The sequence below is a fragment of the Pseudomonas sp. GW821-FHT02C04 genome (assembly GCF_059421845.1).
Window position 1 is genome coordinate 848110 of the sequence record NZ_JBWKVT010000001.1, and the last position, 20580, is coordinate 868689.

At 61.4% G+C, this 20580-nt stretch carries 22 protein-coding genes; 12 read left to right on the plus strand and 10 right to left on the minus strand.

Annotated features, from left to right (window positions below):
• Positions 1–18: 18 nt before the first annotated feature.
• Positions 19–336: an ElaB/YgaM/YqjD family protein gene (locus AC07VV_RS03930; RefSeq protein WP_495035372.1), complete on the minus strand. Its 318-nt coding sequence runs from the start codon at positions 334–336 to the stop codon at positions 19–21.
• A gap of 153 nt (positions 337–489) precedes the next feature.
• On the opposite strand from AC07VV_RS03930, the gene AC07VV_RS03935 reads away from it, so the two are divergent.
• A complete protein-coding gene (locus AC07VV_RS03935; RefSeq protein ID WP_007957535.1) occupies positions 490–744 on the plus strand; it encodes a hypothetical protein in 255 nt (84 codons plus the stop codon).
• On the opposite strand, the gene AC07VV_RS03940 is transcribed toward AC07VV_RS03935, so the two are convergent.
• Positions 745–1659, minus strand: a complete 915-nt coding sequence (locus AC07VV_RS03940; RefSeq protein ID WP_495035373.1) for a LysR family transcriptional regulator — start codon at positions 1657–1659, stop codon at positions 745–747.
• An 84-nt stretch (positions 1660–1743) separates the two neighbouring features.
• On the opposite strand from AC07VV_RS03940, the gene AC07VV_RS03945 reads away from it, so the two are divergent.
• Positions 1744–2667, plus strand: coding sequence for a carbon-nitrogen hydrolase family protein (locus AC07VV_RS03945; RefSeq protein ID WP_495035374.1), 924 nt, complete (start codon positions 1744–1746; stop codon positions 2665–2667).
• On the opposite strand, the gene AC07VV_RS03950 is transcribed toward AC07VV_RS03945, so the two are convergent.
• From AC07VV_RS03950 to AC07VV_RS03965, 4 genes are all read right to left on the minus strand, one after another.
• A complete protein-coding gene (locus AC07VV_RS03950) occupies positions 2657–3214 on the minus strand; it encodes a GNAT family N-acetyltransferase (RefSeq protein ID WP_495035375.1) in 558 nt (185 codons plus the stop codon). The genes AC07VV_RS03945 and AC07VV_RS03950 overlap by 11 nt on opposite strands.
• Positions 3215–3266: 52 nt before the next feature.
• Entirely contained in the window at positions 3267–3740 is a 474-nt protein-coding gene (locus AC07VV_RS03955) for an LEA/WHy family protein (protein WP_495035376.1), read from the minus strand.
• Between the two features lie 70 nt (positions 3741–3810).
• The gene (locus AC07VV_RS03960) at positions 3811–5277 is read right to left on the minus strand and encodes a nucleobase:cation symporter-2 family protein (protein ID WP_495035377.1); all 1467 of its coding nucleotides are present in this window, start codon (positions 5275–5277) and stop codon (positions 3811–3813) included.
• A 99-nt stretch (positions 5278–5376) separates the two neighbouring features.
• A complete protein-coding gene (locus tag AC07VV_RS03965; protein WP_495035378.1) occupies positions 5377–6276 on the minus strand; it encodes a LysR family transcriptional regulator in 900 nt (299 codons plus the stop codon).
• A gap of 100 nt (positions 6277–6376) precedes the next feature.
• On the opposite strand from AC07VV_RS03965, the gene AC07VV_RS03970 reads away from it, so the two are divergent.
• From AC07VV_RS03970 to AC07VV_RS04000, 7 genes are all read left to right on the plus strand, one after another.
• Positions 6377–7468: a polyamine ABC transporter substrate-binding protein gene (locus AC07VV_RS03970; RefSeq protein ID WP_495035379.1), complete on the plus strand. Its 1092-nt coding sequence runs from the start codon at positions 6377–6379 to the stop codon at positions 7466–7468.
• A gap of 26 nt (positions 7469–7494) precedes the next feature.
• Positions 7495–8454, plus strand: a complete 960-nt coding sequence (gene speB / locus AC07VV_RS03975; protein WP_064381781.1) for an agmatinase — start codon at positions 7495–7497, stop codon at positions 8452–8454.
• An 88-nt stretch (positions 8455–8542) separates the two neighbouring features.
• A complete protein-coding gene (locus AC07VV_RS03980; RefSeq protein WP_096820301.1) occupies positions 8543–9259 on the plus strand; it encodes a helix-turn-helix transcriptional regulator in 717 nt (238 codons plus the stop codon).
• Positions 9260–9311: 52 nt separating this feature from the next.
• Entirely contained in the window at positions 9312–9653 is a 342-nt protein-coding gene (locus tag AC07VV_RS03985) for a nuclear transport factor 2 family protein (protein ID WP_096820302.1), read from the plus strand.
• Between the two features lie 22 nt (positions 9654–9675).
• Positions 9676–10794 (plus strand): cell division protein ZapE, encoded by a 1119-nt coding sequence (zapE, locus tag AC07VV_RS03990; protein ID WP_495035380.1) that lies wholly within the window; start codon positions 9676–9678, stop codon positions 10792–10794.
• Positions 10795–10811: 17 nt separating this feature from the next.
• Complete coding sequence (locus AC07VV_RS03995) at positions 10812–11393, plus strand: DinB family protein (protein WP_495035381.1); 582 nt, start codon at positions 10812–10814, stop codon at positions 11391–11393.
• A gap of 97 nt (positions 11394–11490) precedes the next feature.
• Positions 11491–11988, plus strand: a complete 498-nt coding sequence (locus AC07VV_RS04000; RefSeq protein ID WP_495035382.1) for a GNAT family N-acetyltransferase — start codon at positions 11491–11493, stop codon at positions 11986–11988.
• An 85-nt stretch (positions 11989–12073) separates the two neighbouring features.
• Here the strand turns inward: AC07VV_RS04000 and AC07VV_RS04005 are convergent, their stop codons facing one another.
• The 4 genes from AC07VV_RS04005 to AC07VV_RS04020 form a co-directional block, all read right to left on the minus strand.
• Positions 12074–12280 (minus strand): DUF2790 domain-containing protein, encoded by a 207-nt coding sequence (locus AC07VV_RS04005; protein WP_085731093.1) that lies wholly within the window; start codon positions 12278–12280, stop codon positions 12074–12076.
• A 183-nt stretch (positions 12281–12463) separates the two neighbouring features.
• On the minus strand, positions 12464–14710 hold the full coding sequence (locus tag AC07VV_RS04010; RefSeq protein WP_495035383.1) for a TonB-dependent siderophore receptor: 2247 nt from the start codon (positions 14708–14710) through the stop codon (positions 12464–12466).
• A gap of 146 nt (positions 14711–14856) precedes the next feature.
• On the minus strand, positions 14857–16605 hold the full coding sequence (locus tag AC07VV_RS04015; protein ID WP_096820308.1) for a phosphoethanolamine transferase CptA: 1749 nt from the start codon (positions 16603–16605) through the stop codon (positions 14857–14859).
• Positions 16606–16818: 213 nt separating this feature from the next.
• Positions 16819–17001, minus strand: a complete 183-nt coding sequence (locus AC07VV_RS04020) for a DUF6026 family protein (RefSeq protein WP_495035384.1) — start codon at positions 16999–17001, stop codon at positions 16819–16821.
• A 272-nt stretch (positions 17002–17273) separates the two neighbouring features.
• Between AC07VV_RS04020 and gnd the strand changes: the two genes are divergently transcribed.
• The 3 genes from gnd to AC07VV_RS04035 are packed head-to-tail and all read left to right on the plus strand — an operon-like array spanning position 17274 to position 20580.
• Complete coding sequence (gene gnd / locus AC07VV_RS04025) at positions 17274–18254, plus strand: phosphogluconate dehydrogenase (NAD(+)-dependent, decarboxylating) (protein ID WP_096820310.1); 981 nt, start codon at positions 17274–17276, stop codon at positions 18252–18254.
• Positions 18251–19774: a glucose-6-phosphate dehydrogenase gene (gene zwf / locus AC07VV_RS04030; protein ID WP_495035385.1), complete on the plus strand. Its 1524-nt coding sequence runs from the start codon at positions 18251–18253 to the stop codon at positions 19772–19774. Before gnd ends, zwf begins: the two co-directional genes overlap by 4 nt.
• On the plus strand, positions 19771–20580 hold the full coding sequence (locus AC07VV_RS04035) for an HAD family hydrolase (protein ID WP_495035386.1): 810 nt from the start codon (positions 19771–19773) through the stop codon (positions 20578–20580). The genes zwf and AC07VV_RS04035 overlap by 4 nt, the downstream gene beginning before the upstream one ends.

Consider the following 20580-nt stretch of genomic DNA (forward strand, 5'->3'; position numbering starts at 1 on the left):
CCTTTTTTTTCACCGGGTTCAGCGTCGGCCGAGCAACAGGCCGACCACCAGACCGAACCCGGCGGAAATCGCCACGGTCTGCCACGGGTGGCCGCCGATGTAGCTCTCGGTAGCGTCCACCGCCGGTTTGGTGCGGTCACGCACGCTGGACACCGAATCCAGCGCCTGCTGCAATTTCAGGGCGATTTGTCCGCGCAGGGTCTCCGCTTCTTCGCCGACCAGTGAGGCACTGCTTTTGAGCAGTTTGTCCGACTCTTCGATCAGAGCCTGGAGTTCGCTGAACGCTTGATCCTTGATTTGGTCTTCAGCGGCTTGAGCGGCGCTTTTACGGGCCATTGGGTGACTCCTTGCAGGTGAATGGACAGTGAACAATGGAGTGTGGCGCGGCTTGAAAAGTTGCAGCAATTTTCTATCCGGCAGAAAAACCAGCGCCGGAGATTTCCGTCCAGCGTGTAAGATGTCGCCATTTCATGCAGCAGGTAATTCCCCATGAGTTTCAATCTGGCCGACAAATCCCTCGCAGAGCGCGCTGCGCTGGAAGACGAGAAATCCCGACTGTTCGAACTCTGGCAGAACAATCTGGGCAAAGCCAAGGGCGAAGCCGCGCGATTGTTCGGCGAACGCTCCAAGCGCAAGGGCAAATGGGCCGAATTCGTTCGCGCCGAACTGGACGGCATGTCGCCGCCGGAGTTCGCCAACATGGTGCGCAGTGAAGTCAACCGGCTGATGGCGGCCAACAAGTAATCATTCGGTCTTGAAACTGGCGACAATCGCTTCGCGAACCTTCAGCACCACCGGATCGATCTGGGTACTGGTGCGCCAGCCCAGTTCGATCGGATAGCGTGGCAGCGCCAGCGGGCAGGGCAGCAGTGCCAGCCCGCTGAGTGATGCAATCGCCTGCGCCGCATGGGTCGGAATGGTCGCCACACTGGCACTGCCCTTGAGCAGGTGCGGCAACGCCGCAAAATGCGTGGTCGAGGCGCAGACCCGGCGAGTCAGCCCCAACGCGGCCAGCCCTTCATCGGTGATCCCGATAAAACCACCCGAGGACACCAGAATGTGCTCCCGGGCGACAAACGCTTCCAGACTGATCTGTTGCTGGCTGGGCGCAAGGCTCGCCGGGTCCACCAGACACGCGTAACCCCCTTCACCCAACACCTGACGGCTGAGCAGCCGCTCGGCAAACCCGCCGGCGGTGATCGCCAGGTCGATGCTGCGCTCCATCAGGGCCCGGGCGACGATCTGGCTGTGGGTCTGGCGGAAAATCAGGCGCAGTTTCGGTGCGCGATGGCCGATCTCTTCGATCAGGCGTCGGCCGTAAGCAATCTCGAAATCATCTGACAGACCCACAGTGACCGAGCGGCCCTCGTAGTGGTTGGCGGTCGGATCAACCATCGCCAGGCTCTGCCGACACTTGTTCAGCGCATCGCTGACCACCGGCTTCAACTGATTGGCCTTGAGCGTGGGCGCCAACCCTCGACCAGTGCGCACGAACAATTGATCGCCATAGACCTCGCGCAACCGGCGCAAAGCCGCGCTGACCGCTGACTGGGTCACACCCAGACGCAACGCCGCACGGCTGGCGCTGGACTCTTCATGCAGCGCTTCGAAGACTTTCAGCAGGTTGAGATCGACAGTCGCGATATTCATTTGGCTCATATCATTCAGCAGTGAGTCGGGCTTTATTCATGATCCCGTGGCGCCGGAGAATGAGCAACACCTGAACTTCACGGAGTGACCGTCATGCCCAAATCAATCGTTGCCGCCCTGCAGATCGGCGCTTTGCCCGGTGGCAAGGCTGACACCCTGGAACAGATCCTGAGCTGGGAAAGCGCGATCATCGAGTCCGGCGCAGCGCTGGTGGTGATGCCCGAAGCGTTGCTCGGCGGTTATCCGAAAGGCGAGGGCTTTGGTACGCAACTGGGTTATCGCCTGCCCGAGGGGCGTGAGGCTTACGCCCGTTATTTTGCCAACGCCATCGATGTGCCAGGCGCAGAAACCGAAGCGCTGGCCGGGCTGTCGGCGCGCACTGGCGCCAACCTGGTGATCGGCGTGATCGAACGGGCGGGCAGCACCTTGCATTGCACCGCGCTGTATTTCGACCCGCAGGCGGGGCTGGTGGCCAAGCACCGCAAACTGATGCCCACCGGCACCGAGCGGCTGATCTGGGGCAAGGGCGACGGTTCGACGCTGCCGGTGCTCGACACTCAGGTCGGCAAGCTCGGCGCAGTGATCTGCTGGGAAAACATGATGCCGCTGCTGCGCACGGCGATGTACGCCAAGGGCATTGAGGTCTGGTGCGCGCCGACCGTGGATGAGCGCGAGATGTGGCAGGTGAGCATGCGCCATATCGCCCATGAAGGGCGCTGCTTTGTGGTCAGCGCCTGTCAGGTCCAGGCTTCACCGAACGAACTGGGTGTAGAGATCGCCAACTGGCCGGCGGACCGGCCGCTGATTGCCGGCGGCAGCGTGATCGTCGGGCCGATGGGTGATGTGCTCGCTGGGCCTCTGCGCGGTGAAGCTGGATTGCTCACCGCCGAGATCGACACCGATGAACTGGTGCGGGCCCGCTACGACTACGACGTGGTCGGACACTATGCACGGCCCGATGTGTTCGAGTTGAGCGTCGATGAGCGGGCGAAACCGGGCGTGCGCTTCACGGTTTGACGGACTGTCGGCGCCGCCATTCTTCACGGGTGATTTCCCAGATTTCCCGTGGGAAACGTCCGCCGACGAAGTTGTCCTCATCGGAGCGGATCAAGCGCATGCCGGTGCGCTCCGAAAGCTTTCGCGAGCCAAGGTTCGGTGCGGCTTTCGGTGCGCGCAACAGCGGTTGATCGAGGGTTTCGAACCAGTAGCGGGTGACGACTTCGCTGGCTTCGGTCATCAAGCCCTGGCCCTGCCAGGCCGGGGCAAGCCAGAAGCCACGGTTGTCGTCCGGCCCGATCATCAGGCTGATGTTGCCGATCAATTGCTCCGGTGCCGATTTGAGGCGAATCGTCCAGTGCCACTCTTTGCCCGCCGCAACAGCCGGCAGCGCAATGTCACGCAGGTAGGTGAGGGCGCCGTCGTCCGGATAAGGCCAGGGCACGAAGGCGTTCAGATAACGCACCACTTCCCAGTGCGCAAACTGCTGCTGGATGGCCTCGGCGTCCGCCAGTTCAAGCGGACGCAACATCAGCCGTTCGGTGTACAACGTGGGGGTGTCTTCCATAAACCTGCGGCTTCCCTGTTTCTGTCAGTGAGCCGTGCAGGCTACCGCACTTTTACCAGGTTGCGGCACTGGCCTTGGGCAGACTGAGCTTGCCGCTGTCGACAAAACGCATGGTGCCAAACACACCGCCCGCCAGTTTGCCGCGCAGCACATAGGGCAGGTTGTCGAGGGTTTGGGTCTGACTCAGGCCCAGGGTCTGGCGCAGCACCGAGAACGCCGAAATGCTCACCGGGACGCTGACGATGGCTTCAGAGAAGCGGGGAATGGAACCGCTTTGATCGCTGACACCGGAAGCGAACGAATGACCGTTCACGTCAAGGTCCAGCGCAATGCCGTTGTAGTCGATGGCGGTTTCGTTGGGGTTCTGCACCCGCAGCTTGATGGCGAAGCGCACTTCCAGATCCTGGCTCGGCAGCGGTTCGACGCCGACCACGTTGATGTTCACCGGATCACGATTGGGGAACAGCGCGCAGGCGCTGAGGGAGAGCAGAAGCAGGGACAGGAGGACGGCTTGGAGACGGCGCATTGATGCTCTCTCATTGAAAAAGGGCTGAACCGTTGCCGGTATCAGCCCTTTTTTCATCGAGCGGACAGGATCAACGGTTCAACTGTGCGACAGCGGCCGCCGAGGCAGGTTCACCTTTGGCCGGTACGTCGGGGTTTTCCATGACCTGAAGGATAGAGGCTTCCGGGTCGAAGTCATCTTCTTCCAGCTCGATGAATTCTTCCGGCAGGAAGATATTCAGCACGATCGCACACAGCGCGCCAACGGTGATCGGCGACTCGAAAATATTGCGCAGCGCCTGCGGCAACTCACGCAGCACTTCCGGCACGGCGGCAATGCCCAGGCCCATACCGAGGGAAATCGCCACGATCAGCATGTTGCGCCGATGAAGGCCAGCCTCGGCGAGGATCTTGATCCCGGCCACGGCCACGGTGCCAAACATCACCAGCTCTGCGCCGCCGAGCACCGGTTTCGGCATCAGTTGCAGCACTGCGCCGATCATCGGGAACAGACCCAGCAGCACCAACAGGCCGGCAATGAAGAACGCCACGTAACGGCTGGCCACGCCGGTGAGCTGAATCACTCCGTTGTTCTGGGCAAAGGTCACCATCGGCATGCTGTTGAACACCGCTGCCATGGCCGAGTTGAGGCCATCGGCGAGCAGCCCTGACTTGATTCGGCGGATGTACAGCGGGCCTTTCACCGGTTGCCGGGAAATCATCGAGTTGGCCGTCAGGTCACCGGCCGCTTCCAGCGGCGACACCAGGAAAATCACCGCCACTGGCACGAATGCTACCCAGTCGAAGTTGAAACCATACTTGAACGGCACCGGCACGCTGACCACCGGCACTTCGGGCAGGTTGGCGAAATCCACGGTGCCCATGAGCCACGCCACCACGTAGCCGAGGGTCAGGCCGATGACGATCGCGCCCAGGCGCAGGAACGGCACGTCGACCCGGTTCAACACGACGATGGTGCCGAGCACCAGCGCCGCGAGGAACACATGGCTGGCGGCGCCCAGATCCGCTGCGCCGAAGCCGCCGGCAATGTCGGTCATTGCCACTTTGATCAGTGACAGGCCCATCAGCGTGATGATGGTGCCGGTCACCACCGGGGTGATCAGCATGCGCAACTTGCCGATGAACTGGCTCAGCACCACTTCGATGAACGCGGCAAAGAAGCACACGCCGAAGATCGTCGACAGGATCTCATCGGTGCCACCGCCCCGGGCCTTGACCATGAAACCGGCGCTGAGAATCACGCTGATAAACGAAAAACTGGTGCCTTGCAGACACAGCAGGCCGGAACCGACCGGGCCGAAACGCTTGGCCTGGACGAAGGTGCCAAGGCCGGAAACGAACAGCGCCATGCTGATCAGGTACGGGATTTCGCTTTGCAGGCCGAGGGCGCCGCCCATGATCAGGGTCGGGGTGATGATGCCGACGAAGCTGGCCAGCACGTGTTGCAGCGCGGCAAACACCGTGGCGGTGAAATGCGGACGGTCGTTGAGGCCGTAGATCAAATCGTTGTTGCGCGGGGCTTTTTCAGAGACGGTCATGGTGGTTTGCGTGCCGCAATGCGGGGCCGGGTCGGAAAATGGGTGCGCAGGATGCCGCAAGCGGGGAGCGAGGGCAACGCATTAAAACTGCCCAAAAGGTCAGGTTCGACCAAAGGCGCAGAGCAAATCCTGCTCAAACGCTTTTTGAGCATCGCCGGGCACCTGCGCCCGATGGCGGGCCAGATGGAACGCCACTTCAAAGCTCAATTCGCCTTCGCGCACCGGGCGCAGCAAGCCTTTGTCCTGCCATTGGCGCGCGTAATGGTTGGGCAGATAACCGACGTGCTTGCCGGACAGAATGAAGGCGAGAGTGCCTTCGACCTGCTCCGAACGCGCCGAACACAGCTTGCCTTGAAACGGCTCGTCACTGCGCAGGAACCGATACGGGTGATCGACCCGGTCACAGGCCAGCAACGCTGCGTCATCGGGCGCATCGTCAGTGAACAGCGGATGGCCGGGCGCGCAATACAGATGCTGGGTTTCGCTGAACAGTTCGCGGTAGTCAAAGGCGCTCTGCACCTGGGAGAAATAACCGATGGCCAGATCCAGCCGCTGTTGCAGCAGCAGACGCTCCATTTCGCCGGGCATGGCGCTGATCAGTTCGATCCGTACCGATTCGTCCCGTTCGCGAAAGCGCCGGATCGCCTCGGCCACCCGTTGCAGCACTGATTGATCGACCGCCTCCGACAGGCCCAGGCGCACTTCGCCGATCAGGCGCCCGGCGACGCCGTTGGATTGATGACGGAAGGTTTCGATCGAATCAAAGAGGCTGCGCGCGGCAATCAGCAGTTGTTCGCCCTTGGGCGTCAGGCTGAAACCGCCCTTGCCACGGTTGCACACCCGATAGCCGAGACGGGTCTCAAGCTTGGCCATTTGCTGGCTGATGCTCGACTGGCTAAGCCCCAGTTCGCCTTGGGCAGCGCTGAAACCATTGGACTCGACCACCCCGAGAAACAGGCGCAGCAGCTGCAAATCGACATCGTGGAGCTGACCGAGCATCACATTACTCCGGCATAAAGTCAGGTTAACAAACTTGATATTTCTCCAATGTATCCGACGGCGCATCCTGCAACCACTTCCTCCGGTCAGGTGTTTCGTCATGGCTCCCTTGTTCAAGCTGTGTTTACCCGCGCTGTTGCTCTCTGTCTCCATCGCCGCCCAGGCCGAGGACAAGACGCTCAACCTCTACAGCTGGGCCGATTACGTGGCGCCTGAAACCCTGCAGCGCTTCGAAAAGGAAACCGGCATTCACGTGCGCTACGACACCTTCGATACCTCCGAGGTGCTGGAAACCAAACTGCTTACCGGCGGCAGCGGCTACGACGTGGTGGTGCCGTCATCCAGCGTGCTGGCCCGTGGATTGGCCGCCGGCGCATTGAAGGAAATCCCTCACGACGGGCTCAAGGGGTACGCCAATCTCGATCCGGACCTGCTGGAAAAACTCGCGGCCGTCGACCCGGGTAATCGCTATGGCGTGCCTTACACCTGGGGCACCCTCGGTCTGGGCATGAACGTCGAAGCGGTCAAGCAGCGGCTGCCGGATGTACCGCTCAACAGTCTCGATCTGCTGTTCAAGCCCGAATACGCCAGCAAGCTCAAGGACTGCGGGATCGCCATTCTCGATTCCCCGCAGGAAGTGATCGGCCTGGCGCTGCACTACCTCGGTAAAGATCCCTACAGCACCGACAAGAGCGACCTGGCTGCCGCCGAAGCCTTGCTGCAGAAGTTGCAACCCTCGGTGCTCTACGTCGCCACGGGTCGGCAGATCAATGATCTGGCCAACGGCAGCGTGTGCCTGGCGCTGACGTACAACGGTGACGCGAGCATGGCCGCCGATCAGGCGCGCAAGGCCAACAAGCCGTTTGAAGTCGCCTACCGGATTCCCAAGGAAGGCACGCTGGTGTGGCAGGACAACCTGGCTATCCCCAAAGACGCGCCGCACCCGGAGGCCGCGCGGGCCTTCATTGAGTTCATGTTGCGCCCCGAATCCGTGGCGGCGCTGACCAACACGCTGTTCTTCGCCACCGCCAACCAGGCCGCCACGCCGCTGGTGGACGAAGCGGTGCGCAACGATCCGGACATTTTCCCGAAACCCGATGTGCGCGAGCGGCTGTACGCCGATCACAGCATGAGCCTCAAGGACATGCGCCAGCGCACACGCTTGTGGACCACTTTCCGTAGCCGCCAATAGCCTTCCATAACAACAGGAGCACACCGATGGACGTGCCAATGCAAAACGATCAGGCCCTGACCCGTGACAGCCTTTACGGCACCGCTGCCGAAAGCACCTACGCCGGGATCACCAGCTTCATGCGCCGGCGCTACAGCCGTGACTTGCGCGGTGTCGACGTGGCGGTCAGCGGCGTGCCGTTCGACACCGCCACCAGCAACCGTCCGGGCGCACGGTTCGGGCCTCGCGGGATTCGTGCGGCGTCCACCGGGATCGCCTGGGAACGGCACTGGCCGTGGGCGTTCGACCCGTTCGATCATCTGGCGGTGATCGATTACGGTGATTGCGACTTCGATTACGGCTCGCCGCACACCATTCCTGAAAGCATCGAAGCCCACGCCGAGCACATCCTGAGTTCCGGCAGCGCCATGCTCACCTTCGGCGGCGATCACTTCATCAGCTACCCGCTGCTCAAGGCCCATGCGCGCAAGCACGGCACGCTGTCGCTGATTCACTTCGATGCGCACAGCGATACCTGGCCGGACGAGGGCGGCAAACGCGTCGACCACGGCACCATGTTCTGGCACGCGGCGCGGGAAGGGCTGGTGGATCCGGCGCGCTCGGTGCAGATCGGTTTGCGCACCACCAATGACGATCATCAGGGCTTCCAGGTGCTGGACGCGCGGCAGGTGCATCGCCGGGGCTGCGAAGCGATTGTCGAGGCCATTCGCGCGCGGGTCGGGGACAACCCGGTGTACCTGACGTTCGACATCGACTGCCTGGACCCGGCTTTCGCTCCGGGCACCGGGACGCCGGTCTGCGGCGGGTTGAGCACGGTGCAGGCACTGGAAATCCTTGGCGGCCTGCGCGGGATCAATCTGGTGGGCATGGACGTGGTGGAAGTGGCCCCGGCCTACGACCATGCGGACGTGACGTCGCTGGCCGCGGCGACCCTGGCCATGGAGATGCTGTGTCTGTACGCGGCCAGACACAAAGTCGACGCGTGATCGGCTCTGAGCCTGGTGAAAGCTCCTGACAATTTCTGACACCAGGCTCTGCTAAGCTCCGGCAAATTTCTGCCCAGAGCCTCACACCGTGTCGCGAACCACTCGCCTATTGACCCTGCTGCAAGTGCTGCGTGGCAAGAAACGCCCGGTCACTGCGGCGACGCTGGCGTCCGAGCTGGAAATCTCCGAACGCACCCTCTATCGCGACATCGCCGAACTGACCGCACTCGGGGCGCCGATCCATGGCGAGGCGGGCATCGGTTATGTGTTGCGCAGCGGGTTGTTTCTGCCGCCGCTGATGCTCAACGCCGACGAGACCGAAGCCATTGTTCTGGGCCTGCGTTATGTCGATCAGCGTGGCGACGAGGTCCTGAGCAAAGCCGCAGCCGACGCTTTGGCGAAAATCGCTGCGGTGCTGGATCCCCAGGCTCAGGAGGCGATGCGCAATCCGACGGTCATGCCCGGGCCGCCCGGTTATGGGTTCCCGCAGAACGCAGTGCCGTTGAATGTGTTTCGTCAGGCGATCCGCGATCAGGCCAAGCTGCACATCGATTACGCCGACGCACAACAGGTGCCGAGCCAGCGATTGATCTGGCCCTTGGCGCTGGGGTTTCTCAACGAGGTGCGGATCATTGTGGCGTGGTGCGAATTGCGCAGCGCGTATCGCACGTTCCGAACCGACCGGATCTCAGCGGCCAGCCTGCAGGGCGAGCGCTATCCGGGGCGTCGCAGCGACCTGTTGCGCACCTGGCAGCGGCAGATGCAACTGGACGAAAACGGACGTTTCACTCCTGACAAAAACTGACGCAGGGCTGTTCTAGGATGGCGACAGAACCCGAAAAAAAGGAGCTGCACTCATGTTCCATCCCACCTCGATACTCGCCCCGGCCATCGTTGAGTACATCAACGCCGCCAACGCTCGCGATACGACCCGGGTCGGCAGTTTTTTTGCCGAGGATGCCCACGTGTTCGATGAAGGCAATCATCAGGTCGGCCCGCAGGCCATCGCCCACTGGATGCAAGACACCGCCCGACGCTATCAGCCACGAGTCGAGGTGCTGGGCGTCCAGCAGCGCACCGGCAAAGTGCTGGTGCAAGGGCTGATCTCCGGGACGTTCCCCGGCAGCCCGCTGGAATTGCGTTACACCTTTCGCCTCAACGAGCAGGGCAAAATCGCACGGCTGGATATTTCCGTGTAGCCATCGTGGCATACTGCCGCGCATGACTTTCGACTCTCCCCTAAGCGCCTGGCAACATGCCGTCGAGCACAAGGGCTTCATCCAGGATGAAGCCCAGGAGCACGCGGTCTGGGCGTTGCAAAAATGCCATGAAGCCCTGCACGCCGGTGCCCGTTCGGTCACCGGTGTTTACTTGTGGGGGCCAGTCGGGCGCGGCAAGACCTGGCTGATGGACCAGTTCCATCAAAGCCTGCGGGTGCCGGCCCGGCGTCAGCACTTTCATCACTTCATGGGCTGGGTCCATCAGCGCTCGTTTCAACTGACCGGCATCGCCGATCCGCTGCGGGCATTGGCCCGGGAACTGGCGGCCGAAGTGCGGGTGCTGTGCTTCGATGAGTTGTTCGTCAATGACATCGGTGATGCGATCATCCTCGGCCGGTTGTTCCAGGTGATGTTCGACGAAGGCGTGGTGGTGGTCTGTACCTCCAACCTGCCGCCGGATCAGCTGTATGCCGACGGCTTCAATCGCGACCGCTTCCTGCCGGCGATCACGGCGATCAAGCAGCATATGCAGGTGGTCGCGGTGAACGGCGCCGAGGATCATCGTTTGCATCCGGGCGCCCTCGAACAACGCTACTGGGTGGCGGCGCCGGAGCAGGGTTGCGCGCTGGCCGGGGTGTTCGATGCGTTGGCGGCCGGGCAGGGTGCCAGCGCCGAACCTGTGCCGGTCGGCTACCGTGCCTTGAATGTGGTGAAGGCCAGCGAGTCCGTGTTGTGGTGCCGTTACGCGGATCTGTGCGAGCAACCGTTCGCGGCCATGGACTTCATCGCGCTGTGCGACAGCTACCGGGCTATTCTGTTGAGCGAGGTGCCGAACCTGAGCGCACAAAAGCGTGAAGGGCGGATCGCTCGTGGCACCGAAGACGGAGCGGAGCGTGTGGTGGCCGGCGACCGTGAGTTGCCGCAACTGTCAGTGCACGATGACGGCGTACGGCGCTTTATCGCGCTGGTCGACGAGTGCTACGACCGCAAGGTGCCGCTGTACATCGAAGCGCAGGTGCCGATGGAAGCGCTGTACACCGAGGGTTATCTGGAATTCCCGTTCCGCCGGACCCTCAGCCGCTTGCAGGAGATGCAGCTGCAACGCTTTGCCGACACTTGATGCACGGAGGGCGCGACATGACTCAGCCACTGTCTCATCACTTGCTGACCATGGCTTATCAGAACGCCTGGGCCAACCATCGACTGGCCAAGGCCTGGCTGCAACTCGACGATGCGCAACTGGCGGCGCCCAGGGTGAGTTTCTTCCCGAGCGTTCGCCTGACCCTCAATCACATCCTCACCTGCGACTGGTTCTACGTCGATGCGCTGGAGCGCGAGTTGCGCGGTGATGAGCCGCATCCCGACTGTTACGTGTTTTTCAACGTGGACGAGCCCTTCACCGAGGCGCAGGCCTTGCGCCGCGAACAAGCCCATGTCGACCGCCGCTTGATTGCTTATTGCGAGCAACTGCGCGACGCCGATCTGGGTCGCATTGTCACCATCGCCCGCGACACGCCGCAGCACGACAGCCGTCTGCGGATGATTTCGCACCTGTTCGAACATCAGATCCACCATCGTGGCCAGGTCCACGCCATGCTCAGCGGCACGCCGGTGAAACCGCCGCAACTGGATGAGTTCTTCTGTGTCGGCGAGTCCGGCTTGCGGGCCGAGGATTTCGCCGAACTGGGCTGGACGGAAGAACTGATCTGGGGCCACTGAAACGGCCGGGTTGTGGCCGGGGCTGCCTCGCGCTAAGGTCGGACAGCCTATCAGTGCGTATCAAACGTGCCGGGGCCCCGTGCGATCGAGGAAGGAAATGGATTCCGCAGAGATTCTTGTGCTTCAAGCCAGCTATACCAATCCGGTGCATGCCGAGGCCATCGGTGTGGTGCTCAATCATTACGCTGAAGACCCGATGGGCGGCGGCCAGCCGATTGCCCCTGAACTGTTGCAGCAACTGCCCGCAGAACTGGCCAAGCGGCCTCACGCGTTCAGTGTCCTGGCCTTTGTTGGCGGCGAGCCGGCAGGGCTGGTGAACTGCTTTGAAGGGTTTTCGACCTTTGCCTGCAAACCGCTGGTCAACGTCCATGACGTGTCGGTGGTGACGAAGTTTCGAGGCTTGGGGCTGAGCCAGAAAATGCTGCGCAAGGTCGAGGACATCGCCCGTCAGCGCGGTTGCTGCAAGATCACCCTGGAAGTGCTTGAAGGCAACGCTGTGGCGCAGGGCTCTTACGCCAAGTTCGGTTTTGCACCGGGCATGTTCGACCCGAGTCACGGGCGCATGCTGTTCTGGATCAAGGAATTGCAGGCATAAAAAAAGGCGCCCGAAAAGGGCGCCCAACTGTCATCTGCGAAGCCAGAGCGGAGCCATCGCAGGTCCATCGGTAAACCTGTCTACATCAAGGACGGTAATGTTCGGTGACCTGCGCGGTCTGGTCGTCCGGGACACGTAGCTCGTTGGCTTTCGTGTCTGTCTGTTGGCTTTGTTCGGTGTGAACCGGGAAGTTTTCCCAGTGATATCGCATCCGCTCGGCACCGCCCTCGGCGAAAGCGCTGGCGGATGCAATGGCGAGTAGACCGGCAAGGATTGCAGTCGTGGTTTTCATGGTGCCTCCTACGGAAAATGTCGGAGCCGTTCATCCATGAATCAGAACCTCGGGGCGCAGTGTCCGTTGGGGGCATTAACCACGGGTTAACGCGCGTTCCATGCAGTTTTTACCGATTGTTTCCAAGGGTGGCGGACGAGTGCTGCACGCGCCGATGACGCGTGCAGGTCGCAGGGAAGGGCGTCAGAGTTTCCAGTCGAGACTCAACGTCACCGTGCGCGGATCGCCCCAGAACACGCCGTTGTAGAAGCCGACGTTGTCGTAGTACTTCTTGTCGAACAGGTTGTCGACGTTCAGCGATGCCGACAGGTGTTTGTCGAATTCATAGCGCGACATCAGCTTGACCACCGAGTAGGCGCCCTGACTGATCCGTGTCCGTTCGGTGATGACCCGGCCATTGGCACCGCGTCCGACCGGGCGGTTGGAGTTGCCGTAGACGTCACTCTGCCAGTTCACCGCGCCACCCACGGTCAGGGCGCTCCAGTCGCCGGGCAAGCGATACGCGGTGGAGACGCGGAGCATGTTCAGTGGCTGGTTGGTGTTGGTGCGGTTTTTCTCACCGTTGAGCGCGTGGGTGTAGGTGTAGCCGGCGGTCATGTTCCAGCCGTCATGGATTTCGCCCGAGACTTCGGCTTCGAAACCGTTGACCTTGTTGCCCTTACCGCCGCTCTTGTAGAACTCCTCACCGGTGACCGGATCCGGTGGTACCGAGTCGTCGAGCTCGGCGACGTTGTCCTGCTTGCTCCAGAACACGGCTGTGGCCAGGTTCAGGCGTTCGTCCAGCAGGCTGCCCTTGAGGCCTATTTCATAGTTGCTGCCGACCACCGGCTCAAGGAATTTGCGATTGGCGTCGCGGTATTCCTGAGGATTGAAGATGTCGGTGTAGCTGGCATACACGGTGTACTCAGGCGTCAAGTCGTAGAGCAGCCCCGCGTACGGCGTCCACATGTCGTTGTGTTGCTGGCGACTGGCGTCGACCGCGCTCACTTGCCGATTGTCGTCATACGTATTGTCGGCTTTTGACGCTTTCCAGCTGCCGTAACGACTGCCGAGTACTGCATGCAAGTCGTCGGTGAAACTCAGCCGAGTGGCAAGGTAGCCTGCTTTCTGGCGGGTGCTGGAGGTGGAGCCGGTCAAACCGGTGACGGTGTCAGGGAATTTGGCGATATCGCCCATGTATTTCCAGTCGCGAATCCGCCCGTAACCCGGTGGAAACGTGCCGTCGATCGTATAAGGGGAGCGCTCGCTGCGCTCGGCCTCGCCATAGCCGAACATCATTTCGTGTTCGCGGCCGAACAGCGCATAGGGGCCCGACACGTTGAAGTCATAGGTCTTCATTTTTTGCGTGCCGATCATGTGTGATATGTAGGCCGCCATCCCGCTGCGGTCGTCCGCGGGAAAACCGGTGCCGCCGTAGTAGACCTTGCCGTCGGTATCGCTCTGGCGATGGGTGTACGCCGCTTTCAAGTGCCAGCCGCCCGCCAGTGCCTGATCGAGGGTGGCGAAAGCGGTCTTGTCCTCGATCGGCCAGGAGCTCCACGACGTCGCCATGTTGGTCGATCGGCCCAGACCGGCCTTGCCGCCGTCGGCATTCCAGTACGGCACCGTGCCCCATGAGCTGCCTTGTACGTGTTTGTTCTGATAGTCGTAGCCGACCGCGAGCACGGTCGATTCCGTCAGGTCGCCTTCGAGGATGCCGTAACCGACTTCCCGTTGCAGCGCGTAATGGTCGCGAAACGACTGGCTGTCGCGATACGCCAGCACACTGCGCCCGCGCAAACGGCCGTCGAAGGCAAGCGGGCCGCCCACGTCCACGTAGCTGTAGTAATCGTCATAGCTGCCGCCGCTGACCCCGGCCAGCGCCTGCAATTGTGCGGTGGGGCGCTTGCGTATCATGTTGATGGTGGCCGAAGGATCACCCGCGCCGGTGGTCAGGCCGGTGGCACCCCGTACCACTTCGATCCGGTCGTAAATGATCGTGTCGGAGTCGGACTTCATCCGGCTGAAGGTGTTGAGCATCCCGTCGATCTGGAAGTTGTTGATCGAGTAGCCGCGAGACGAATAGTTGACCCGGTCCGAGTCGTAATGCTGAACCACAACACCCGTGGTCTGGCTCATGGCTTCGGACAATGTACCGAGCTTGAAATCATCCATCTGCTGGCGGGTCACCACGGACACCGATTGCGGGGTTTCCTTGATCGACAGGTTCAACCGCGTGGCCGTGCTCATGGCGCCGGTGGTGTAGGAAGCGGTGTCTTCAGTCGTACTGCCCAGGCCTTGGGCGGTGACGTTGGTAGACGCCAGCTCGAGTGCCGGAGCGACGGCCTCAGGCTGTTTTTCGCCGTCGGTTTCAGCCAGCAGGTCGGGGCTCAATGCAGCACTGCACAGGCCCAGGGTGAGGGTCATGGAACGGGTGATGGGCGCGAACATCGCAGCCGACTCCTTGTCTTCGAGAGAAAATTTCCTTTGGTTCAAAGACGAAGAGGGGGAGTGCGATTTAGTGACAAACGAGAAATATTGTCATTTCGAGGTGTTGCGACGGCATGAAAAAAGGGCCGTTTCCGGCCCTTTTCAGGTTATTGCTTGACGACTTCCTTCGGCGCTTCGTCGGGCTTTTTCGGCTTCATCAGGCTGAAGTCGATCAAGGCTCGCTGTTCACGTTCGTAAGGGTTGCCGATCAGCAGCGGACGCTGTTTGAAGCTGTCGCTGACCACGCTTTTGCTGCGGTCCAGTTCATCGAAGCTCAAACCCGCCAGGTCTGCCCAGGTGTGGATCAGGTGCGCGCTGCTGTAGGGCCGGCTCAAGTCTGCGGCGAAACTCCAGTCGTGGTTTTCACGCCACTTCGGCGATGCCCACGCCATGAACGGAATGGTGTACATCGGCGCGGTCGGTTTGTTTTCGTTACGGCCCAGGGTGTTGTGGCCCGCCGAGTCGAACACGTCTTCACCGTGGTCGGAGAGGTACAACAGGAAGCCGTTCGGATCGGACTTGGCGTAGTCCTTGATCAGGCTCGAGACCACGAAGTCGTTGTACAGCACTGCGTTGTCGTAACTGTTGTAGGTCGGCACCTGGTCGTCACGCACGCCGGCCGGCACGCCGTTGCGGTCCTGGAACTTGTCGAAGGTCGGTGGATAACGGTACTGGTAGCTCATGTGCGTGCCGAGCAGATGCACGACGATCAGCTTGCGCGGTGCCGGATCGGTCAGAGCCTTGTTGAACGGCTCGATCACATCACCGTCGTATTGCGCGGCGTTCTGGTTGCGGTTGTTGTTCAGGTACACCTGCTCGTCGGCCTGTTCGGAAAAGGTCGTGAGCATGGTGTTGCGCTTGGTCATGGTCTGCTGGTTGGTGATCCAGAACGTCTTGTAGCCGGCCTGTTTCATCATGCTGACCAGCGACGGCGTGGACAGGTACAGATCCGGGTTCTCTTCGTCGGCGAAGGTCAACACCTGCTGCAGCGCCTCGATGGTGTACGGGCGCGGGGTGACGACGTTATCGAAGACCGAGAGTTGATCCTTGAGCTTGTCCAGTTCCGGTGTGGTCTTGCGCTGATAGCCATAGAGGCTCATGCGCTGACGGTTGGTCGACTCGCCGATCACCAGCACCAGGGTCGCAGGCTGATTGGCGCCAGCGTCCTTGAGGTTGTGCAGCGGCGGGATCTTGCTCGCGCTGTCGAGCATGCCCTGCATTTCGCCCAGGGTCTCGAGGTAACGGTGATAGGCCACGGCCATCTGCCAAGGCACGGCCGGTTCGATGCGGGTTTCGAATTTCTCGAAACCGCCAGCGAAACTGCCGGTGCGCTGGGTCTGCTTGATCAGCGGATAACCGACCACCGCGATCAGAATCGCCATGGCTGCCACGAAGGCCCGGCCACGCGGCATGTAGACCGGACGCAGGCGGGTCCACAGGAAGTAGGCGAACGCCGTGTGAGCGAGGAACGCGGGGATCATCCACCAGGCAAAGTACTGGGTCATGTACTCGCCAGCTTCCGACACGTTCGATTCGAACATGATGAAGATGACGCTCTGGGAGAATTCCTGTTGATAGATGAAGAAGTAACCCAGACTGGCCATCGAGCAGGCCCACAGCACCACGCCGATCAAAGCGGCGAGCAAACGGGTGCGTTTGGGGAACAGCAGCATCGGCGCCAGCCACACCGCGCTCATCACGAACGCCTGGCGGAAGCCGGAGAACCCGGAGGTGCCGGTCAGCTGGATCAGCAGTTGAGTGATACCGGAGAAGTACCAGAAGAAAACAAACAGCCAGAGGAACCCGGCCCAGTCAAAACCTGCCGCAGCAGTTTTGCTGCGTTTGAACAATGCCATTCAGCACTCCAACTCGATCACCATTACCACCGCCGGGACGTTTCATGAACCAGAGCATGAAAACCGACGAACGGAAGCCGCGCGCAGACACGCACGACAGAATGGGCCGGAGTATCAACAAGCGAATGTGAAAACTTCGTTAGTTGCCGCAAATGGCAGAGGGCGGATCATGTCGGGAACAGCAGGGCAGCGGTTCCCGGATCAGGCGGGCGGTCAGGCGTGGGGTGAGCGCTGTACGCGCGGCAGAGGCTGCGGCTCGAGGCCCTGGGTCATCAGGCGCAATTGCGCCAACTCTTGTTTAAGCTGGTCGCGTTCGTCTTTCAACTGACGCAGTTCATCGCGACGGATCGTGACGTACAGGGTTTGTGGCGGCATTGCTGTGTGTACTGTGCCCATTGCTCACCTCGCAAATGGCGTGTCTCAACTGCAGGTCAGCCCCGGTTTCGAGCCTTGACCTGCTATCGGCGCCGATTTTGGTTTCTTTTGCCCGCGAATGGAACTTTTTTATTTTTCATGGTCGTTGTGTCTTCGGCACGTTTCCCGACGTTATCAGTCTGGATCGGGCACAATGCCCGGAAACTTCACACCGACGCTCTGGACTAACCTCCATGAGAGCGTTGGGCTATAACCTTTGACACACTTTTATTTGTAGTAAGGAGCATCAGCACATGCAACTCGGGATTATTGGACTGGGCCGCATGGGCGGCAATATTGCACGGCGTCTGATGCTCAACGGTCACACCACCGTTGTTTACGACCGCAATACCGCCTTTGTCGACACCCTGGCCGCCGAGGGCTCTACCGGAGTCGCCGATCTTCCTGCACTGGTCGCAGGCCTGGCCAAGCCGCGTGCCGTGTGGGTCATGCTGCCGGCCGGCGCGCCGACCGAAGACACCATCGAAACCCTGAGCACTCTGCTCGAGGCGGGCGACACCATCATCGATGGTGGCAACACCAACTATAAGGACGACATCCGCCGGGCCAAGACCCTGGCCGAGAAAGGCCTGCACTACATCGACGTCGGCACTTCCGGCGGCGTCTGGGGCCTGGAGCGTGGCTACTGCATGATGATCGGTGGCGATGCCGAGACCGTTAAACGTCTGGACCCACTGTTCGCCGCTCTGGCGCCGGGCATGGGCGACATCCCGCGCACCAAGGACCGCAAGTCCGATGACTCGCGTGCCGAGCACGGCTACATCCATGCCGGTCCAGCCGGCGCCGGTCACTTCGTGAAGATGATCCACAACGGTATCGAGTACGGCATGATGGCGGCCTTCGCCGAAGGCTTCGATATCCTCAAGACCAAGTCCAGCGAGCGCCTGCCGGAAGATCAGCGTTTCGACCTGAACGTGGCTGACATCGCCGAAGTCTGGCGTCGTGGCAGCGTGGTGTCGTCCTGGCTGCTGGACTTGACCGCCGACGCCCTGGCCAGCGATCCGAAACTCGACGGTTTCTCGGGCTCCGTGGCTGACAGCGGCGAAGGCCAATGGACCATCGAAGCGGCCATGGAACAAGCGGTGCCGGTCCCGGTGCTGTCCAACTCGCTGTTCTCGCGCTACCGCTCCCGCGGCCAGGGCACCTTCGGCGACAAGATCCTCTCGGCCCAGCGCTTCGGCTTCGGTGGCCACGTGGAGACGCCTAAGAAATGACCCATACGATCCGCAGGAAATCCAAGGCAGAACCCGCGCCACCGACCACGCTGTTTCTGTTCGGCGCCCACGGTGATCTGGTCAAGCGCCTGCTCATGCCGGCGCTGTACAACCTGAGTCGCGACGGCCTGCTGGATGATGGCCTGCGGATCGTCGGCGTTGATCACAACGCCATCACGGATGAAGCCTTCGCCAAAAAGCTCGAAGACTTCATCCGCACCGAAGTGGCGGCGAAGGTCGGCAAGGGCGATCAGATACTTGATCCGGCCTTGTGGGCCAAACTCGCCAAAGGTATCAGCTACGTCCAGGGCGACTTCCTGGACGACAGCACTTATTCCGCGCTGGCGGCGAAAATCGCCGACAGCGGCACCGGCAACGCGGTGTTCTACTTGGCCACCGCGCCGCGTTTCTTCAGCGAAGTGGTGCGCCGTCTTGGCGCTGCGCGTTTGCTGGAGGAAACACCCGACGCTTTCAGAAGGGTAGTGATCGAAAAACCGTTCGGCTCCGACCTGCAGACCGCCGAGGCGTTGAACGCCTGCCTGCTCAAGGTCATGTCGGAAAAGCAGATCTACCGGATCGATCACTATCTGGGCAAGGAAACCGTGCAGAACATTCTGGTCAGCCGGTTCTCCAACAGCCTGTTCGAAGCGTTCTGGAACAATCACTACATCGACCACGTGCAGATCACCGCCGCCGAAACCGTTGGCGTCGAGACCCGTGGCAGTTTTTACGAACACACCGGCGCCTTGCGGGACATGGTGCCCAATCACCTGTTCCAGTTGCTGGCGATGGTGGCAATGGAGCCACCGGCCGCGTTCGGCGCCGATGCGGTGCGGGGCGAGAAGGCCAAGGTGGTCGGGGCGATCCGCCCGTGGACCACTGAAGAGGCGCGGGCCAACTCGGTGCGCGGTCAGTACAGCGCTGGCGAAATCGACGGCAAACCACTGGCCGGTTATCGCGAAGAAGCCAACGTCTCGCCCGAAAGCAGCACCGAAACCTACGTGGCGCTCAAGGTGATGATCGACAACTGGCGCTGGGTCGGCGTGCCGTTCTACCTGCGCACCGGCAAGCGCATGAGTGTGCGCGACACCGAGATCGTCATCTGCTTCAAACCGGCGCCGTATGCGCAGTTCCGTGACACCGAGGTCGACGAGTTGCAGCCGACCTACCTGCGTATCCAGATCCAGCCCAACGAAGGCATGTGGTTCGACCTGCTGGCCAAGCGGCCGGGGCCGGCGCTGAACATGGCCAACATCGAGCTGGGTTTCGCCTACAAGGATTTCTTCGAAATGCAGCCGTCCACCGGCTACGAAACCCTGATCTACGACTGCCTGACCGGTGACCAGACGCTGTTCCAGCGCGCCGACAACATCGAGAACGGCTGGCGTGCGGTGCAACCGTTCCTCGATGCCTGGCAACAGGACGCGAGCGTACAGCGTTATGCCGCCGGCGAAGACGGGCCTCAGGCTGCCGATGATCTGCTGACTCGCGATGGTCGCGTCTGGCATGGTCTCGGATGAGTGAGCCGATCCGTTTTCTGTTGAGCGACATGGACGGCACGCTGTTGCTGCCCGATCACAGCCTGAGCCAGCGCACCATTGATGCCGTTCGTGAGCTGCGTGAGGCGGGCGTATTGTTCAGCCTAGCCACCGGGCGTCCGCCCAAAGCCATGCTGCAGCAGATCGAAGCCCTGGGCGTCGATCTGCCGACCGCCGCCTTCAACGGTGGCACGATCGTCAACCCGGACGGCAGCATTCTGGTCGCACATTACCTGCCGGCCACGGTAGCGTTGTCGGCACTGGCGCTGTTCGCCGATCAGCCGGATGTCGAAATCTGGGTGTTCAGCGGTGGTGACTGGTTGCTCAAGGATCCGCACGGGCCGATGGTTCCTCGCGAACAGCATGGCCTCGGTTATCCGCCGGTGGTGGTCGACAGTTTCGAGCCGTATCTGGAGCGCATCGACAAGATCGTGGCGACCAGCAACAACACCGAACTGTTGGTCGAGCTGGAGGCCCGATTATTGACGAAGGTCGAGGGCATGGCGCAGGTGTCGCGTTCGCAACCGGTGTATCTGGACGTGACGGCACTCGACGCCAACAAGGGCGCGGCTCTGGCAACCATTGCCGACCATCTCGGTGTGCCATTGGCGCAGACCGCAGCGATTGGCGATGGCGGCAATGATCCGGCGATGTTCCATGTCGCCGGTCTGTCGATCGCCATGGGTCAGGCAGAAGACGCCGTGAAGCGTCAGGCGGACGTGGTGACCGGGCCGAACACCGAGGACGGTGTGGCACAGGCCATCGAGAAATACATATTGCCGCGATGA

Excerpts from the sequence above, each read along its gene's own strand:
- AC07VV_RS03930 (WP_495035372.1), bottom strand. The coding sequence starts at position 336 with ATGGCCCGTAAAAGCGCCGCTCAAGCCGCTGAAGACCAAATCAAGGAT.
- AC07VV_RS03935 (WP_007957535.1), top strand. The coding sequence starts at position 490 with ATGAGTTTCAATCTGGCCGACAAATCCCTCGCAGAGCGCGCTGCGCTG.
- AC07VV_RS03940 (WP_495035373.1), bottom strand. The coding sequence starts at position 1,659 with ATGAGCCAAATGAATATCGCGACTGTCGATCTCAACCTGCTGAAAGTC.
- AC07VV_RS03945 (WP_495035374.1), top strand. The coding sequence starts at position 1,744 with ATGCCCAAATCAATCGTTGCCGCCCTGCAGATCGGCGCTTTGCCCGGT.
- AC07VV_RS03950 (WP_495035375.1), bottom strand. The coding sequence starts at position 3,214 with ATGGAAGACACCCCCACGTTGTACACCGAACGGCTGATGTTGCGTCCG.
- AC07VV_RS03955 (WP_495035376.1), bottom strand. The coding sequence starts at position 3,740 with ATGCGCCGTCTCCAAGCCGTCCTCCTGTCCCTGCTTCTGCTCTCCCTC.
- AC07VV_RS03960 (WP_495035377.1), bottom strand. The coding sequence starts at position 5,277 with ATGACCGTCTCTGAAAAAGCCCCGCGCAACAACGATTTGATCTACGGC.
- AC07VV_RS03965 (WP_495035378.1), bottom strand. The coding sequence starts at position 6,276 with ATGCTCGGTCAGCTCCACGATGTCGATTTGCAGCTGCTGCGCCTGTTT.
- AC07VV_RS03970 (WP_495035379.1), top strand. The coding sequence starts at position 6,377 with ATGGCTCCCTTGTTCAAGCTGTGTTTACCCGCGCTGTTGCTCTCTGTC.
- speB (WP_064381781.1), top strand. The coding sequence starts at position 7,495 with ATGGACGTGCCAATGCAAAACGATCAGGCCCTGACCCGTGACAGCCTT.
- AC07VV_RS03985 (WP_096820302.1), top strand. The coding sequence starts at position 9,312 with ATGTTCCATCCCACCTCGATACTCGCCCCGGCCATCGTTGAGTACATC.
- zapE (WP_495035380.1), top strand. The coding sequence starts at position 9,676 with ATGACTTTCGACTCTCCCCTAAGCGCCTGGCAACATGCCGTCGAGCAC.
- AC07VV_RS03995 (WP_495035381.1), top strand. The coding sequence starts at position 10,812 with ATGACTCAGCCACTGTCTCATCACTTGCTGACCATGGCTTATCAGAAC.
- AC07VV_RS04000 (WP_495035382.1), top strand. The coding sequence starts at position 11,491 with ATGGATTCCGCAGAGATTCTTGTGCTTCAAGCCAGCTATACCAATCCG.
- AC07VV_RS04005 (WP_085731093.1), bottom strand. The coding sequence starts at position 12,280 with ATGAAAACCACGACTGCAATCCTTGCCGGTCTACTCGCCATTGCATCC.
- AC07VV_RS04010 (WP_495035383.1), bottom strand. The coding sequence starts at position 14,710 with ATGTTCGCGCCCATCACCCGTTCCATGACCCTCACCCTGGGCCTGTGC.
- AC07VV_RS04015 (WP_096820308.1), bottom strand. The coding sequence starts at position 16,605 with ATGGCATTGTTCAAACGCAGCAAAACTGCTGCGGCAGGTTTTGACTGG.
- AC07VV_RS04020 (WP_495035384.1), bottom strand. The coding sequence starts at position 17,001 with ATGGGCACAGTACACACAGCAATGCCGCCACAAACCCTGTACGTCACG.
- gnd (WP_096820310.1), top strand. The coding sequence starts at position 17,274 with ATGCAACTCGGGATTATTGGACTGGGCCGCATGGGCGGCAATATTGCA.
- zwf (WP_495035385.1), top strand. The coding sequence starts at position 18,251 with ATGACCCATACGATCCGCAGGAAATCCAAGGCAGAACCCGCGCCACCG.
- AC07VV_RS04035 (WP_495035386.1), top strand. The coding sequence starts at position 19,771 with ATGAGTGAGCCGATCCGTTTTCTGTTGAGCGACATGGACGGCACGCTG.